General features: G+C 35.5%; 16 protein-coding genes. 2 read left to right on the forward strand and 14 right to left on the reverse strand.

Features of this window, described 5'->3' with window-relative positions:
• Positions 1–118: 118 nt before the first annotated feature.
• The 5 genes from CS937_RS05050 to CS937_RS05070 form a co-directional block, all read right to left on the reverse strand.
• Entirely contained in the window at positions 119–1,252 is a 1,134-nt protein-coding gene (locus CS937_RS05050) for a bifunctional cystathionine gamma-lyase/homocysteine desulfhydrase (RefSeq protein ID WP_099157370.1), read from the reverse strand.
• Positions 1,253–1,275: 23 nt separating this feature from the next.
• Positions 1,276–2,196: a PLP-dependent cysteine synthase family protein gene (locus CS937_RS05055; RefSeq protein ID WP_099157371.1), complete on the reverse strand. Its 921-nt coding sequence runs from the start codon at positions 2,194–2,196 to the stop codon at positions 1,276–1,278.
• 15 nt (positions 2,197–2,211) lie between these two features.
• The gene (locus CS937_RS05060) at positions 2,212–2,673 is read right to left on the reverse strand and encodes an S-ribosylhomocysteine lyase (RefSeq protein WP_099157372.1); all 462 of its coding nucleotides are present in this window, start codon (positions 2,671–2,673) and stop codon (positions 2,212–2,214) included.
• 18 nt (positions 2,674–2,691) lie between these two features.
• Positions 2,692–3,330, reverse strand: a complete 639-nt coding sequence (locus CS937_RS05065; RefSeq protein WP_099157373.1) for a class I SAM-dependent methyltransferase — start codon at positions 3,328–3,330, stop codon at positions 2,692–2,694.
• A 478-nt stretch (positions 3,331–3,808) separates the two neighbouring features.
• The gene (locus CS937_RS05070; protein ID WP_099157374.1) at positions 3,809–4,480 is read right to left on the reverse strand and encodes a YhcN/YlaJ family sporulation lipoprotein; all 672 of its coding nucleotides are present in this window, start codon (positions 4,478–4,480) and stop codon (positions 3,809–3,811) included.
• 169 nt (positions 4,481–4,649) lie between these two features.
• On the opposite strand from CS937_RS05070, the gene CS937_RS05075 reads away from it, so the two are divergent.
• On the forward strand, positions 4,650–4,886 hold the full coding sequence (locus CS937_RS05075) for a YhdB family protein (RefSeq protein ID WP_099157375.1): 237 nt from the start codon (positions 4,650–4,652) through the stop codon (positions 4,884–4,886).
• Between the two features lie 34 nt (positions 4,887–4,920).
• Here the strand turns inward: CS937_RS05075 and CS937_RS05080 are convergent, their stop codons facing one another.
• The 6 genes from CS937_RS05080 to CS937_RS05105 all read right to left on the reverse strand — a co-directional run bounded on the left by CS937_RS05080 (position 4,921) and on the right by CS937_RS05105 (position 12,498).
• Positions 4,921–6,024, reverse strand: coding sequence for an anti-sigma factor domain-containing protein (locus CS937_RS05080; RefSeq protein WP_099157376.1), 1,104 nt, complete (start codon positions 6,022–6,024; stop codon positions 4,921–4,923).
• The gene (gene sigI, locus CS937_RS05085; RefSeq protein WP_176555781.1) at positions 6,021–6,749 is read right to left on the reverse strand and encodes an RNA polymerase sigma factor SigI; all 729 of its coding nucleotides are present in this window, start codon (positions 6,747–6,749) and stop codon (positions 6,021–6,023) included. Before sigI ends, CS937_RS05080 begins: the two co-directional genes overlap by 4 nt.
• 326 nt (positions 6,750–7,075) lie before the next feature.
• A complete protein-coding gene (locus tag CS937_RS05090) occupies positions 7,076–7,792 on the reverse strand; it encodes a PRC-barrel domain-containing protein (RefSeq protein WP_099157378.1) in 717 nt (238 codons plus the stop codon).
• Positions 7,793–7,869: 77 nt separating this feature from the next.
• The gene (locus tag CS937_RS05095) at positions 7,870–8,706 is read right to left on the reverse strand and encodes a S1C family serine protease (RefSeq protein WP_099157379.1); all 837 of its coding nucleotides are present in this window, start codon (positions 8,704–8,706) and stop codon (positions 7,870–7,872) included.
• A gap of 16 nt (positions 8,707–8,722) precedes the next feature.
• Positions 8,723–10,750 carry an ABC transporter ATP-binding protein gene (locus tag CS937_RS05100; RefSeq protein WP_099157380.1) on the reverse strand — a complete coding sequence of 676 codons (2,028 nt, stop codon included), beginning with the start codon at positions 10,748–10,750 and terminating at the stop codon, positions 8,723–8,725.
• Positions 10,750–12,498 (reverse strand): ABC transporter ATP-binding protein, encoded by a 1,749-nt coding sequence (locus tag CS937_RS05105; RefSeq protein ID WP_099157381.1) that lies wholly within the window; start codon positions 12,496–12,498, stop codon positions 10,750–10,752. Before CS937_RS05105 ends, CS937_RS05100 begins: the two co-directional genes overlap by 1 nt.
• Positions 12,499–13,414: 916 nt before the next feature.
• Between CS937_RS05105 and CS937_RS19800 the strand changes: the two genes are divergently transcribed.
• On the forward strand, positions 13,415–14,374 hold the full coding sequence (locus tag CS937_RS19800; RefSeq protein ID WP_099157382.1) for a methyl-accepting chemotaxis protein: 960 nt from the start codon (positions 13,415–13,417) through the stop codon (positions 14,372–14,374).
• 412 nt (positions 14,375–14,786) lie between these two features.
• Here CS937_RS19800 and CS937_RS05115 read toward each other — a convergent pair whose 3' ends face one another.
• The 3 genes from CS937_RS05115 to narJ form a co-directional block, all read right to left on the reverse strand.
• Complete coding sequence (locus CS937_RS05115) at positions 14,787–15,041, reverse strand: hypothetical protein (protein ID WP_099157383.1); 255 nt, start codon at positions 15,039–15,041, stop codon at positions 14,787–14,789.
• A 236-nt stretch (positions 15,042–15,277) separates the two neighbouring features.
• Entirely contained in the window at positions 15,278–15,964 is a 687-nt protein-coding gene (narI, locus tag CS937_RS05120; RefSeq protein WP_425445449.1) for a respiratory nitrate reductase subunit gamma, read from the reverse strand.
• On the reverse strand, positions 15,961–16,515 hold the full coding sequence (gene narJ / locus CS937_RS05125) for a nitrate reductase molybdenum cofactor assembly chaperone (protein ID WP_176555755.1): 555 nt from the start codon (positions 16,513–16,515) through the stop codon (positions 15,961–15,963). Before narJ ends, narI begins: the two co-directional genes overlap by 4 nt.
• Positions 16,516–16,532: the final 17 nt, after the last annotated feature.

Below are 16,532 nucleotides of genomic sequence, written 5' to 3' on the forward strand. Positions count from 1 at the left end.
AGGTGGGACTAATCGGATGATTTTGTGGTGCTCGCTCTCGGGTTGATGTTCCGTCCTTCCTCGAGCCTTCGCCAAACAAAAAGAGAGCAGCCTAACTTGGCCACCCCCTCATAAACTATTATTTCAACGCTTGTTTCAAATCCTCAATCAAATCCTCACTATCTTCAATACCAACAGAAATACGGATTAATCCATCGGTAATTCCGAGTTCCGCTCTTCTATCAGCCGGAATTGATGCATGCGTCATTTTTGCAGGGAGAGAAATTAAGCTTTCCACTGCACCAAGACTTTCTGCTAATGTGAAATACTTGGTAGTCTCAAGCACTTGTTCAGCACGTTCTCCACTTCCAACATCAAATGAGATCATACCACCAAAACCTTTTACCTGACTCGTAGCAATATCATGACCACGATGATCCGTTAATCCAGGATAATAGATCGTAGACACTTTTTCATGCTCTAGCAAAAATTCCACTATCTTCTTTGTGTTCGCTTCAATAGCTTCCATTCGTAAAGCAAGTGTTTTAATCCCGCGCATTAATAACCAAGAATCCTGTGGTCCCAATACGCCACCAACAGAGTTTTGGATAAAATGAACACGTTCAGCTAACTCCGAAGAATTTACAACAACAAGTCCTGCTACTACATCACTATGACCACCAATATACTTGGTTGCACTGTGTAAAACAATATCTGCACCAAGATCTAACGGTTGTTGAAAGTAAGGTGTAGCAAACGTATTATCAACTATCAATAACAAATCATGCTTCTTAGCAATTTCCGCCATTTTTGCGATGTCTGTTATTTTTAGTAATGGATTTGTTGGAGTCTCCACATATAACGCCTTCGTTTTATCTGTTATTGCAGCTTCCACTTTTTCAGGATAGCTTGTATCTACATATGAATGGTTTAAATTAAATCGATTTAGTACATTCGTCATCAAACGATATGTCCCACCATAAACATCATCTGTCATAACGATATGATCTCCAGCGTCTAACAGCATCATAACTGTTGAAATTGCTGCCATACCCGAACCAAAAGCAAAGCCTGCCTCACCGTTTTCCAAATCTGTAATTACAGACTCAAGTGCAGCTCTTGTTGGATTCCCAGTTCGTGAATATTCATAACCGCTATGATTACCAACACTTTCTTGTTTATACGTACTTACTTGATAAATCGGTACCGAAACAGCACCTGTTTGCTCATCTCCAGTAACGCCACCATGTATCATTCTTGTTTTTCGTCGCATATTATTCTCCTCCATTTACACTATTAAACGTCAGGGTATATATTTTTACTTAGATACCGATCACTGCCATCCGGAAAAATTGTTACAATCGTTGTACCCGGTTTCGCTATTTTTGCTTCTTGTAATGCCGCATACATTGCCGAGCCAGACGAACTTCCTACAAGTAGACCTTCTCTTTCGGCTAATTGTGCAACCATGTCAAAAGCATTTTCATCGGAAACCGTATGAACTGCATCCATATACGAGTAATCCATATAATCTGGTAAAAATTCCATACCTATACCTTCTGTTTCGTGCGGACCTGGTTCTCCACCCGCTATAATCGATCCCTCTGGTTCAACGATTACGTTCTTGATGGTCGGATTTTGTTCTTTTAAAAACTTGGCACTCCCCATAAAAGTTCCACCAGAACCTGCGCCAGCAACAAATACATCTACATCGCCTTTTAGATCGTTCCATATTTCTGGTGCGAGTGACTTATAATACGTTCGTGGGTTTGCCGGGTTTCCAAACTGCTGTGGTGAAAAACTATTTGGAATTTCATTTACCAATTGCTTTGCTTTTTCAATAGCACCCACCATGCCAGTTTCACGTGGTGTGTGAACTATTTTTGCACCTAGAGCCTGCATGATCAATTGTTTCTCTTGACTAAAATGCTCTGGGACACAAAAAACGACAGAAAGATTTTTGTCTAATGCAGCAAGTGCCAAACCAATGCCCGTATTACCAGCAGTCGGTTCGATTATTGTGTCACCTTCTTTCAGTGCACCACTTGCTAATGCATCAGCTATTAACTCCTGTCCAAGTCGATCCTTCACACTACCACCAGGATTATAAAATTCTAGCTTCGCATAAAGTTGAACCCCTTGTGGAAGTTGAAAATTAGTTATTTCCAACAAAGGGGTTTGACCGATTAATTCCTTTATTGATCGATATACCGCCATTTTATCGCCTCTTAATTAAAAAACTTCATGCCATTCATTACGGCGTTCTAACATTTCTTTTGCAATTTCTTTAGCGCCCTCTAAGCTATGGTTTGCTGCCCATCCACATTGGACCTCGTTACAGGCAGGCACTTCATCAGCCTCTAATACATCCTGAAGTGTTTTTTCAAGCGTATCTAATACTTGATCAAAATTATCATTGTTAAGAATAGCTAAATAAAAACCTGTTTGACATCCCATTGGACCAATATCCAGTACATTATCCATATGGTTACGAATGTTTTCAGCCATTAGATGTTCAATTGAATGTAATCCTGGCATATCCATGTGTTCTTTATTTGGTTGTTTAAATCGAATATCATACTTGTATACTTTGTCACCATTTGCCCCTTCAGTTACTCCTACCAAACGGACATAGGGTGCTTTAACCTTTGTATGATCTAGATTGAAACTTTCTACATTCATTTTTTTAGCCATAACTATCGCTCCTTTATTTTATCTCTTATTAGCTATTACTAACCAGACAAAATCATTCATTTGTTTAAAACTTACGTTAAAATTATTTGCTACAAAAATACTTTCCAAAACCTCTATTGTTGGATAATATTCTCTTTCTAAATCTTCCGCCAAGTCATTAAACCCTTTTATTTTAGCGGCTTCTATAGACTTTTCCTTTGCATTCTCAGTTTCAAACATAGTATCAGCAAAAACAATCTTCCCATTTTTCGGAAGCATTTCGGCATATTTTTCAATAGCCTCTGCCTTTTCTGTGTCAGTTAAATGATGAAATGCATAACTGCTGACAATGGAATCAATTGGTTCAATTGTCTCTGGAAAATCTATAAAATCGCCATCTTTTATATCAAGATCAGGGATTTTTTGAACAGCTAATTCTCGCATCGGTTCTGACGGTTCAATGCCTAACACCTGTTTTCCATCATTCAGTAGCTTTTCCGTTAAATTACCTGTCCCCACACCAAATTCAAGGACTATTCCCTCAGCATGCTTAGATACTTCTTTTAATATTGTATCATAATTTGCAAAAACATCCTTATATTGTGGATCAAATCCCCCTACACTGTCGTCATATTTATCTGCCCAGTCTTCAAATATATTAAGAAACTCACGTCCCATATTAAGCTCAACTCCACTCACTTTTTAAAACATAGTAATTCACTATGATTACTAAGAATTATATGTATAACTATAGCATATGTTCATGATTAATTCAAAAAGACCATTTTCTAGAAGATTGTTATTTTTTCACACGCTGAATCTTATCTAATAGTTGATATAAACAGCGAGGTAACTCACCTGCTATCCACACCGCTGCGATAATACACTACGCAATTGGGCTTTCTTTAAATCCATTTCAGTTGTAAGAAATAGAAAAACATATATTTCCTCATACAAGCAGCCTGTTTACACGGAGACACCTGAGAGTATTGGCCACGAAAAGTTTAATGTATACTGGCTGTAGAAAAATGCAGATGTACCACAATACTTACGTTGCATTTTCTATGAATTGCAACAAACTATTCAGCTCCTTCAAAAACAAACAAAAAAAATGAGCACTCACAAAAAACGTGAGTACTCATTTTTTAAAGGTGATTTATTCTTTGTCTTGCGGGAAAATTCGTTCAATCATATTACCGATTTGATCAAAAAACCCTTCGACTGGCTCACCATTACCAGCATCATTAGCATAGTTATTGGTTAAATCAACAAAGTCAGGGTTTGTGGAGACATAAACATTGTCAATATCTTTATCAACCGATTTTACGATATCAGAAATTTGCTTTTTCACATCATCTGTTAGCTCGTCACTGTTATCATTGCCGTTGTTATTGTTGGCATTGTTATTATTGTTGGCATTGTTATTATTGTTGTTATTGTTGGTATTGTTATTGTTCGTATTGCCATTATTGGTTGCATTATTATTATCATCGTTAGTATCTAATTCAGCAGCAACATACGCATTATTATCAGTTGTTAATACATATGCATTATCGATTTGTTTTATTTGATTCGTAATTTTATCTGCCGCTTTCTCTGCAACTTCATAGCGATTGTTGTTATCGTTATTCATATCCTGATTATCATCGTTCTCAACATTTCTTAGAGGTTGACGATCATTCGTATCATCCGCCGTATTATTATATCGCGTCTGCTCTGTATTTAGCTCGTTATCATCCTGTTGTTGTCCCTGATCATCCCCATTATCCCCACATGCCACAAGCGTTAACATTGTTGCCATACCAATACTTAACAATTTCCACTTCATTAGTTTCATTCCTCCTTGCTAGTTTGATTTTAGTATGTAACAGCAAGATATTTTTATTCTTTTTGTATGATAAACCTTATTTTGGCAAACACACCATTTTTGTGCCAGACAATATAAATAATTATCGGGGAAACTATAGTTAATCCTTTATTTTGAAGGAGGATAAATAATGGATATTCCGGATTATGATAAAGCCCTATACTACACATTATGGGGACAATGGGATGATTTATTAGTGCTAATGGTTCGCACAAATGATGATATGCTTTCTAAGAAAATCCAGAATTTCTTACATGCTTACCATTATTCACTTGACGAAACTAAAATTCTTGAAAGCCATGACACTCTGCTTTATTACATTGACCATGCAATGAAATATACCCCAACCGCTATAATGGAAGTTTAAAAAGGGAATGCGCCTATTGGTGCATTCCCTTTGTTTAATCGTGTTTATTTTTATTGTTATGGCCGTGACGGCCGTGACCATTATTTTTTTTATGTTTCACTTTGTGTTTTCTGTTATCATGATTTTTTTCTTTATCATCATGGTTAGCTTTACTTTTATGTTCTTTTTTACCATGGCTTCGGTTACTATGTTTTTCTTTCTTTATCTTTTCCTTGGCAACGTTACTTTTTCCCTTATTAGCTTCTACCTTTTTATCTGTACTGTTTTGGTTGCCATTGATCTGACCATTTTTTTCTTTACGTCCACTCGGATGTTGTTTTTGTCTAGAAGCTTCCTTACTTGCTTCGCTAGCTTTAACTTCTGGTTCAACAGTATTCGTTTTATCAGACCTATTATTATAAAAAGAATCTATAATTGCTCTTTCCTCATCATTCATTCGGTCTTGTTCACTTGAATCCGCTTCATCCAGCATCTCTTTTTCAACAAACGATTTTGCCATCAATTTATTCATTGACGTTTCCATTTCCTTTGCATTACTCCGTATTTCTTTTGGAACTTGAAATGTTGCTGTTTTCCATTCCTTTTTATGGTCAAGGAAATAATCGTCAATTGTATCTAATACAGATATCTTATGTGTTTCACTGTCAACATAACTGACACCGACTAACACATTTTTGCCATTTTTAATTAACCCTTTTTCTTCACTTTTATCCATGATTTTTGATAAAACTTCATCCAACGGTTCACCTTTATAATCCGCTAAATCATTCACTATTTCTTTGGCATCATCATTTAGCGGTAAAATTGAGTGTACTCGTAAATCCTCATCAATCTCCAGTTCAACACTTGGATTAATATCAACATTTACATAGGCATACGTTTTGTTGTTGTTAGAAACAAAATAAAATGGCATTATAATTATTAACAACAAACAAGCCATTGCAATAAGTCGAAAGGATTTACTTACCTTACTGGGATGAAAAAAGAATAGTAAATGTTGTTCTTTTTCAAATAATTCGTAGGAAACTTCAGTACCAACAACAGCATTTTTAATTGGCTTTGCTTTTTGAAATTTCCCTTCTTTTGTCAATACAATCGTATATTGACGATGTTTTTCCATTACTATTGCTTTTTTCACTGACCCACCCCCTTGAGATAGTCCTTAAGATAAACATAATCTTCACTAAGTACAATAAATATTGCTAAAATATATTTTCGGTTGCGTTCCAACGTTTTTTTACTGACTTCAACCTTTTTCACCAATTCTTTAATAGGTAGCTTTTTCTTTCTATGCACAAATTCACGTAGGTTCACATCATTAAAAAGAATCCTGGCCGTAAGTACTGCTGAGTCACGAGCATCTCTATGCTTAGGAGAAGCTTCAGTTAGTTCGGCTAACGTTAATTTATAAGCCTTAAGCTTTTCTTTAAAATCAGCAATCTCTTCCCTACGATACCATGCTTCTTGTTCTTGTTGATAAATTTCTTTAACTGCCACAATTTCTGTTGGATTTTCCATCTGTTCTTCATCATACGTTTCGTCCAATGAAGCTGCGACTGGTGTTTTTTGTACATAGCGAATGTAATCAATAACCTTACGCTTTACGACGAGCTTAGCAAACGATAGAAAAGAACTTCCTCTTTCAGATGAATAAGACAATATTGCCTCATTAAATGCGGACAGACCAATACTGAACTCATCATCTTTCATTGGATCAATATAACGTTTACATACTTCCGATACACATTTAGCAATAAACGGTTGATACGTCTTTAAAAGATAATTTTGCGTTATTTCATCCCCTTTTTGAGCTGAGGCAATCATTTCTTCAAGGGATTTTTCTTTTAATGACTGACTGTTCATCAACCTATAACACCCCCAGCCATTATAAATTTCGTATTGTTTATATTATTTTTGGGTGTAGTTTTCAAGTTATCAAATATATTTACAATCATCAATTTATTTTTCATGATGTATCCACCATCTTTATCAATTAATTTTCATACCAATTATCTATTATTTAGTCAATATGATTCATTTTAACGCATGGCCTGTACTGTTGCTATCTCAAATCATTTACAGTTTCTTTAAAAAACCATTACCAACAGTCAAAAGGATGAAACATTCATTTATTTTGCAAAAAAAAATGCCTATGTCTCGACATAGGCAGTCTATCTACAATACGAGTTTTATAAGCTTTTTATAATACCTTCTTTTGTATCGTAACTTCGTTGTTGTCTAACTCTGTCCACTGTATAATTCACATAAAGGTCTCTTTCCAGCCAATCAACTGATTCAATTGTATCTGCTTCTAATAAATAATAATGTTCAGCAGGTACCTCAGCTGATTTTAATACGAAATAACGTATTTTCCAGTACTCATCATCAAAAATTATATCGTTGATAACACCAAGTTTACCGTCATTTGCATGTACCTTCATTTGCAGCACTTCTTCTTCACTTCTTAAATTGTAATCTTTATTTTCGTATGTCTGTAATTCATTTGTAAATTCACTTTTATCAGTAGCGTGATCAGGTAATCGTGTAAACGGCTGATCCTGTACCCCCCATAACATCGTGCCAAACCAATACTTGCTCCAACCGTAATAACCTGACAAGGTAGATTCTGTAGACCTTGTTAATGGTTCATTATCAGGTATGGAAGGGCTATTCCTAATGGTGTCTTTATCATAGTTCACTTCCACCAACTTCTCGATTTCATTAAGTTTCACAAACGAGGTAGGCGATAAATATACACTTCTACCTGGTAACCATTTTCTTGTATCAATAATCGCATACCGTATAGTCCAACAGTGATCGTCAAAATAAAGATCTTGAACCTTTCCCATTTCACCATCTGTTGCATCAATTCTGTACGATTTAAGTTCTGAAGTATAAAACAACATCGTTTTTCCTCCTAAAAAGCATTATATAAATGGATTCCCGTTTTTTATTTTTCTAAACAAAAAGGGGTTAGCAATGATTAACTATCTCCTTTTGCCCCATTATAATGCTCATAAAAATAATCAATTGGAATGAATAGTCCAACCTTACCATGTATATCATGGTCCAACGTCGCAAATACGACACCGATTACTTTACCTTGCTCATTAATAACTGGGCTGCCACTATTTCCACGATATACTGGGGCTTCAATCATGAGTACTCTTTCATTCCAATCATTTAATTGTGTATAACCAATAATAGTCCCTTTGTTAGCAATCCCGTTGAAATATAATGGATTCCCAATAAAGTAAATTGGTTCTTCAGAGCTAACCGTTGTTTTCTCAGCTAATGTTAAATGTGGTAAGTCTTTTCCTTCAACATGCAAAACCGCTATATCAACATCTGGATAATCTGCAATGACATCTGCTTGATACAAACCATTATCTGGAAATGCTACTGTAACAGAATCCTCTCCTTCAATCACGTGATGATTGGTTATAATGGTTCCATCACTGGAAATTGCAAAACCCGTTCCCTTACCATCGTTGGTCTCAACTACAACAACCGCTTTTTTATATGTACTAATATCGTCTTGAGCTGATAATTTAGCAGATGTCATTAAAAAGTCTATTGCTGCTATGGAAAATGTTTTAGGAAGTAATGCAACCAGATTAAATATCAATGCAATTGCAATTAACCAAAACGCCCACTTCGGAAAGGGACGTTTTGGTTTAGGATTTTCTTTTTCTTGTCTGGTACGAGCTAGCGATTTTTTACGTTCTTGTTCGACGAGTTCGAATAACGCTTCATCGTCAATCTCTTCATATAAATCATCATCGATAACATCATGATCATATTGATTATTATTATTCATAAAACACCTCTAGGTTTTAGACAGCTTCTCTCGCTTTCCCCTGTTGCATTTGATACATCTGATGATACAGTCCTTTTTCATTGATTAGTGCCTCATGATTACCCTTTTCTCTTATTTTACCATGTTCTAAGACGAAAATTGTATCGGCTTGCTGGATTGTTGATAATCGGTGCGCGATAACAAGTGTTGTTCTACCTTGCTTCAATACTTCTAGTGCATTTTGAATGATACTTTCCGTTTCCGTATCGATGTTAGCTGTAGCCTCATCTAAGATCAAAATAGCTGGATCAAACGCAAGAGCGCGAGCAAATGATATTAGCTGACGTTCCCCTAATGAGAATGTACTTCCACCTTCTGTTACCTTTTCATCAAATTTATTTGGTAATTTGTCGATAAAACGATCTGCTCCTACTGCTTTTAATGATTGAATTGCCATTTCTCTTGTAATACGTGGATCATTCATCGTAACATTTGAAATAATTGTTCCGGAAAACAAAAATGGATCCTGAAGTACAATACCCATATAACTTCTAACTTGCTGACGTGACCAATTCTTCGTTTTTTGACCATCAATCATAATGAATCCTTTTTGCGGGTCATAAAAACGGAATAGCAAATTCATGATTGAACTTTTTCCTGATCCTGTATGGCCTACAAACGCTGCAGTTTGACCCGATTTCACATCAAAAGACATATCATTTATTACATAGTCTTTGTCATTGTATGCAAATGAAACATGATCAAATCGGATGTTCCCACGATATTTCTGAATTTTATCGTTCATCACTTCTTCACCATCACGATCGATCAGTTCAAATACACGGCCTCCAGCTACCCTAGCTTGCTCAATTAACGGTAGCTGATTGACAATATCTGTAACGGGTTCAAATAAACGATTCAAATAATCAACGAACGCATATAGTAAGCCAACTGAAATAATACTTTCAGGTTGAAACGAAATAAAGCCAAAATACCAGACAAATCCGACAAATGCTATGTTGCGAATAACCGTTACAAGATTATACGAAGTCAGTGCGCTCAATTTAACCAATTTACGTTGATACGTAAAATTACGCTCATTTAATATTTCAAATTCCTCTTTCGTTTTCTTCTCTCTACTAAATGCTTGAATTATCGGCATACCTTGAATTGCTTCATTAATATTACCATTTATTTCACTCACTGTTTGGCGAATTACTTTATTATATTTCGTTCCAAAATGTTTATATACCTTCATCCAACCTATAATTAATGGTATAAGCAATAAACAGATCGCAGCAAGTTTAACGTCTAAGATAAACAACGCAACAAATATACCTGCCATATAAATTATACTTGTTACAATAATTGATAATACCCGTTCATATAGATCACGTATTGCTTCCGTGTCATTTGTAATACGAGCAACGATTTTTCCAGCAGGTTGATCTACATAATAATTGATCGGAATGCGCTGCGTATGTGCGAAAATATCATTACGCATTTTCTTAACAATTTGATTAGATACTTTTTGCAACAAAAATGTTTTAAAGAATTGGAAAAACGCTGCAATTAAAAGTAAAACCATATACAAACCTAACAAAAATATAATTGGTCCCTGTTCCGGTTTAAAAAACGGGTACATTTCAGCCAGTGAGAGTTTCTCCCCGGGGATTTTTATTGTTTCATCAGCAGTTTTAATGGATATGGTATTTCCATTTACACTACGTTTCCCCGAAAGTGGCACATCCTCTTTTATAAAATAATAATCTCTGTCCACTTGCAAAATAGTGGCAAGCTTATCTGTTTGATCACCCTCCGTCAATCGATCAGTCCGTTTATAATAATGATCTTGATACGAAACAGTGTATTTATCATCATCCTGCTCAACCATTTGCCAATTACCTTCCACTCCAAGAATGTGGTCATCAATCACTTTTTTAGCAATTAATGGGCCTGCAAGCTCAAGAGCAACAGCAATTACTAAACATACTAAGCCAATAATAATACTCTTCTTAAAACCCAATGCATAATGCAATAATCGTTTTTCTGTCGATGGTTTCATTAGGAGATCACCTCCTCATTTTCTAACTGCTGTTGGTGATATTGTTCCTTATACCAGCCATCAAGCCTTATTAACTCCTCATGTGTACCTTCTTCAGTAATTTTCCCTTCCTCAAGCACAATAATATGATCGGCATGTGTAACAGCTGACATCCTATGTGCTGCGATAAACGTTGTTTTATTTTTACGTTCTTTTCGTAAATGTTCAATAATTTTTGCCTCCGTTTTTCCATCAACGGCCGACATAGAATCATCTAAAATTAATATCTCCGGATCTTTAATAAATGCGCGTGCTAATGCAACCCGCTGTTTCTGTCCACCTGAAAGTGTTACACCACTTTCTCCTACTTGCGTATCTAACCCATTCGGAAGCTGTTTAATGTCATCTAAGAAATGTGCTAAATCCATTACACGAAATATCTCTTCATCGGATGCATTAGACTTACCAAATTGAATATTTTCTCGTATTGTTTTAGAAAACATAATTTGATCCTGTGGAACATAGCCAATCCAGGACCGAATTTGTTCCAAACTAATTTCGTTAAGGTCAACACCTGACATCGAGATTTCACCAAATACTCCCGGATATTGACGGAGCATCAACTTAAACAATGTCGTTTTACCTGCACCTGTTTTCCCAACTATCCCGATTGTCTGACCACGTTTTACATTTAAATTAATTGAACTCAGTTGCTTCTGATTTGTTAATGGATATGAAAATGATACATCTGTGAAATCAACCGAACTAACAAGTGATACCATTCTTGGATTTTCGATTTCCTTAACATCTGCTTCATAGTCCAACGTTTCGTTAACACGGTCCAGTGATGCATTACCACGCTGTAAAATATTGATTAATTCTCCAACGGCAAACATTGGCCAAATTAACATTCCAAGATAAACGTTAAATGTTACTAAATCACCAAGAGTAATCAAATTTTCAAAAACAAGAAATGCACCATACCCAAGTCCAATTGTGTAAGATAGACCAACAAGAATCTTCATCGTTGGCTCAAATAACGCGTCTATTTTGGCAACTTCTATATTTTTTTGATAGACATCTTCTGTCATTTTCTGAAACCGCTTTTCATCCTGCTTTTCTTGAACAAATGCCCGTATTACACGTACACCACGAATGGACTCTAAAACTTCATTATTCATATCACCAAATGCTGCTTGCGCTTTTGTAAATCTGGCATGAATAGATGCACCATATTTATTCATTACAATCGCCATAATTGGTAATGGAATTAAAGCAGCAAGGGTTAGCTTCCAACTGATTGTAAAACCCATAACAGCAACAATCATTAACATGAATATACTTGAATCGACTAAGGTCAAAACCCCAAAACCCGCTGTTAACTGAATCGAACGTAAATCATTTGTTGAACGAGCCATTAAATCCCCTGTTCGATATTTCCCAAAAAAGGTTGGCGTCATCATTAAGAAATGATCCATTAACCTACTTCTGGTCCATCGCTCTAAGATTGCAGCTCCGCTAAATAATGTATAATCCCATAAAAATGAAATTGCATAATGTACAAAGGTTAATACAAGATAACCAGCTATAAGCATAACCAATAGTTTTACTGTTAATGTTTCGAACTGTATTTCGTCGATCGCATACCCAACCAATTTAGGTGGTATTAACCCAATCGCACTAGCTACAATTAAAGCTACTATCGCAAATACATAGCGTTTCCAATAATGTTTAAAAAACCAATCTAACTTCTTAAAAACCTGAAACATTCAATCACCTACTCTGTCTTAAAATCCTATACTGTTGTTAAAATTATAGGCTATTTTCTAGAATATTGTTTTTTTACACAAAATACGTAAACTGCGACATGACGAAAAATTATGTTTGGTGACCTTCTACCGCTGCGGATATACACTACGCTTTCCGTGTATTTCCTTCGCTGGTGTTGCGTTTACGGTCCATAGGTGGAATAAAAATTGTTATAGAAGACCGCATTATACCACATCACTAGTCCGGGTGAGCGGAGGGTGGTGATTCCTGCGGGAACAGCACGAGTCCGAAGACCCCGCAGAGTGTTTTTCTCGAGGAGGCTGAGGCCATGCCCGCGGAAAACATCCGCCCGTAGCGATCCCGGACGACGATCAAGAATTAGATTTAACAATTAAATCATTTACGTCGCATTTTACTGAAACTTCGAGGTTAAAAGCAACAAAATCTACGAAAAGAGCCAAATATATAGTTTAATTATTTCATTATCGTAACCCCTCAATTCAATTTTCAAAATTTTCCCAACAAAAAAGCATACGCCTCTGACGTATGCTTCCGTAACTTTAGGGATAATCCCCTAAAAATCACAAAAGGGTCACAGACATATGTGACCCTGAAAATACAAGAATAAGAAATTATGTATTGCTAAAATACATTTCTATTACCTTTGAAGGTCACACAAAATATGAAATTGGGTTTGGCTGCTAACTGAATTCTTTTTTCCATTGTCATGACCTCCTTTCAATTCGATTCCCAATAATTATAGTATTGAGAAAATTTAAAGTCAACATATTTTTAAATTTTTTTTAATTTATCTTCAACATATTACTTTTTTATCCGAAAATAACAATGTAATGGTACAATAGAATTACGGGACTTATACTAAGTTAGGCCTATATCATCATAGGGGGAATTAATATGTTCGGCAAAAACAATAAACAAAATAGTTTACAGGAACAATTAAACCAAGCAATTGAAAAAATTAAACAATTAGAAAAAGAAAAGGCATCCATTAAACAGGAAAATAGAGTATTCTTAGATCAGTTCGAAGAGAATTTATTACATACAATTGAACAACATGAGCACGTTAACTCTCAACATCATGATATGGAAAACCTCATTGTACAAATTAAACAGCATTTTGAAGAAATTCAATCACTTGGCGAGGAATCTAGCGAGCATTCCAATCGCTTAGTTGAAAAAGGTAACGGATTAGTTGATTCATCCGATTTATTAGCTAAGCAATCAGCAGAATATCAAGAAATAGTAGAAAAAAATAAACAATTGATGGATAGTCTTGAAACGCAAATGACAAAAACTGCTGGAAGCATGCAAGAGCTTGGTGAACATTCCAATACAATCAAAGAAATTGTACAGGTAATCAGTGAAATTGCAAACCAAACAAATCTATTAGCATTAAATGCATCAATCGAAGCGGCTCGTGCAGGGGAACATGGAAAAGGTTTTGCTGTTGTGGCTGCAGAGGTTCGTAAACTTGCAGAAAATACAGCAGAGAGCACACACCATATTGACGAGGTAACAACAACTATTCAACAAAAAATACAGGAAGCAGAGCAAGATACATATGAGAACCAAAAAACATTACAATCTTCAACAGAAATCAACAATAAAACTGTAAATATGTTAATCGAAATGGCATCCATTGTCCAAACAGTAAAATCAAACACGCAGGATGTCTTAGAAAATATTAATAGTCAAAATGAACTTACTGTGGAGATGGTAAACTATATTGATAAAACGAATGAATCATTTGATATGATCAAACAAGCAATCATGCAGCACATTGATGATGCAACCATCGTGGACAAGCAATTAGCTTCTGGTGTGGAAGGAATACAAGAATTGGCTAAAAAATAACAAGTACGACAAAAAGAGAATCGCTAAAAAAGTGATTCTCTTTTATTTAGGCTCTTTTTGCATAGTTTGTCCTATTCATAGAAAATGTGACATAAAAATTATGCTTGGACTATCGTTCCAAAAATACAATGATATTGTGCTTTATAATCACATCTAGATATTTATGTCACTTGAATCACAGTGACTATTTAATTTTGGCGTTGGTTATCTTCGCTGTGGGTAGTCGACTCTTGCAGGAGGAAAGGCATCGGTGAGACTCCGGAGTTCGTTAGCACGAGGAGTCTCACCAGCCGCCTGCGGAAAGCGACTGCCCGGAGCGGAAACCACGTCCTGTTACGTCGCTTTTTTGTCAACTATTAGATTAAGATGCATCAAGTGAAAAAGCAACAATCTTCTTGAAATCAGCCTTTATTTATCTTGCTGTCTGTGTTTGTATTGTATCATTTGATCTGGTATTACCTTTACTTAATCCTAATTCTACCATTCTAAATACTTTCTCAAATGGTATTTGTGTTGCTTCAGATATTTGTTCGATTGAAACATGAGGGTGTTTCAAAATATAATTTCTTACTCTGTCGCTTTCCATTAGGCATGTAGTACACATCATAAACGGGCTAGCTTCCATTGGTTTAGCACATAATCGACAATTTCTAACAATATATCCCATTTGATCACCTCTTATGCCTTTATTGCTTCCATATTACACCATTATTAAGAAAGAAACAATATAATGTAGAAATATTTCGAAAAATAGTGCTATATGTTCAGTATGAGACAAAAGATGTGGTTTTCACTATCAACCAATAATCTATAAAGTATAGTTAAGAAAACAACGCCATAACCATGCATAAAAGAATAAATAGTAAGAGACTGACACGCAAAACTGTCAGTCTCTTACTCTAACTAAGCTTTCCTTGTTCTACTACGATAAACAACATAGTTTCTCCGCATATAACGTAACGGTAAACTAAATACGTGAACTAAACGAGTAAATGGCCAAACTACTGCAATTCCATAAAAAGCTGTTATATGAAATTTAAACCAAACTGGAACTCCTGTCATTAGTTCCGGCTGTACTTGAAACACAAAAAGACCTCTTAGCCATGGAGCAATGGTGGTTCGATAATCAAATTCATGTGCATCTATGTTGGCAAATGTAGCAGATAATCCAGAACCTATAACAATTAACAGAAAAAAGAGTACAGCCCAATCACCTTTTGATGAAGTAGCTTTTACTCGTTTTACCGTTAGTCTACGATAATAGAGTAATATTAATCCTACAAAGGCAGCAATACCTGCCGGGATACCGAACACAAGTGCAACAGTATGGTACGTATGCTGTGATATACCTAACGAGTTATATAGTTCAACAGGAACAATTAATCCAAGAAAATGGCCACCAAACACGATTAATATTCCCCAATGAAATAACTGAGAGCCGATGCGAATACTTTTCTTGTCTAAAAATTCGCTTGACTTCGTACTCCAACCAAACTGATCACGTTGATATCGATAAATGTGTCCTCCGATAAAGATTGTAAGGACAATATAGGGGAAGATTCCCCACAATAATAAATCAATCAGGTTCATTGTGTTTCGCCTCCCTCAGCAATTTCAACAAGTCCACAGTTTCTCATTACTGCTAATAATGCCTCTAACAAATATACATAATCACTATCTGCCTTTTGCAATTGGTTCCTAATCTCATCAATGTTCTTTGTATACATGCCTAAAAGCTCACTGCTTGTTGGAACAGAAACAAGAGCACAAAATTCGAGCATTAAAGGTAAATAATCTGGAAGCTCTTTCTCTGAAACATGAAAACCATTCGATTCATAATATTTCTTAAGCTTTAATAACTCCAATCCACGTTCACGTTGTTCACCTAATTTCAAATACGTAACATATAAATTAGTGATTTTACCAAAATCGAAATACTCGATATATTGATCAATCCATTCTTCATAAGATAGGCACCCTACCTGTTTAATAAACGATTGGATATTCTCTCTAACAGCTGCATCTTTTAATTCGTTAATCGTATCTTTAATTTCCAGTAATGCATTCACTTTTTCTTGATCCGGATATTGTAGTAAAAACGCGATAAGTTGGTAACTCGTTGATATTTCTTGTTCATTCATAACTATCATCCTTTCAA

This window comes from Virgibacillus ndiopensis (assembly GCF_900187325.1).
In the GTDB taxonomy this organism is placed as follows: Bacteria; Bacillota; Bacilli; order Bacillales; family Amphibacillaceae; genus Virgibacillus_E; species Virgibacillus_E ndiopensis.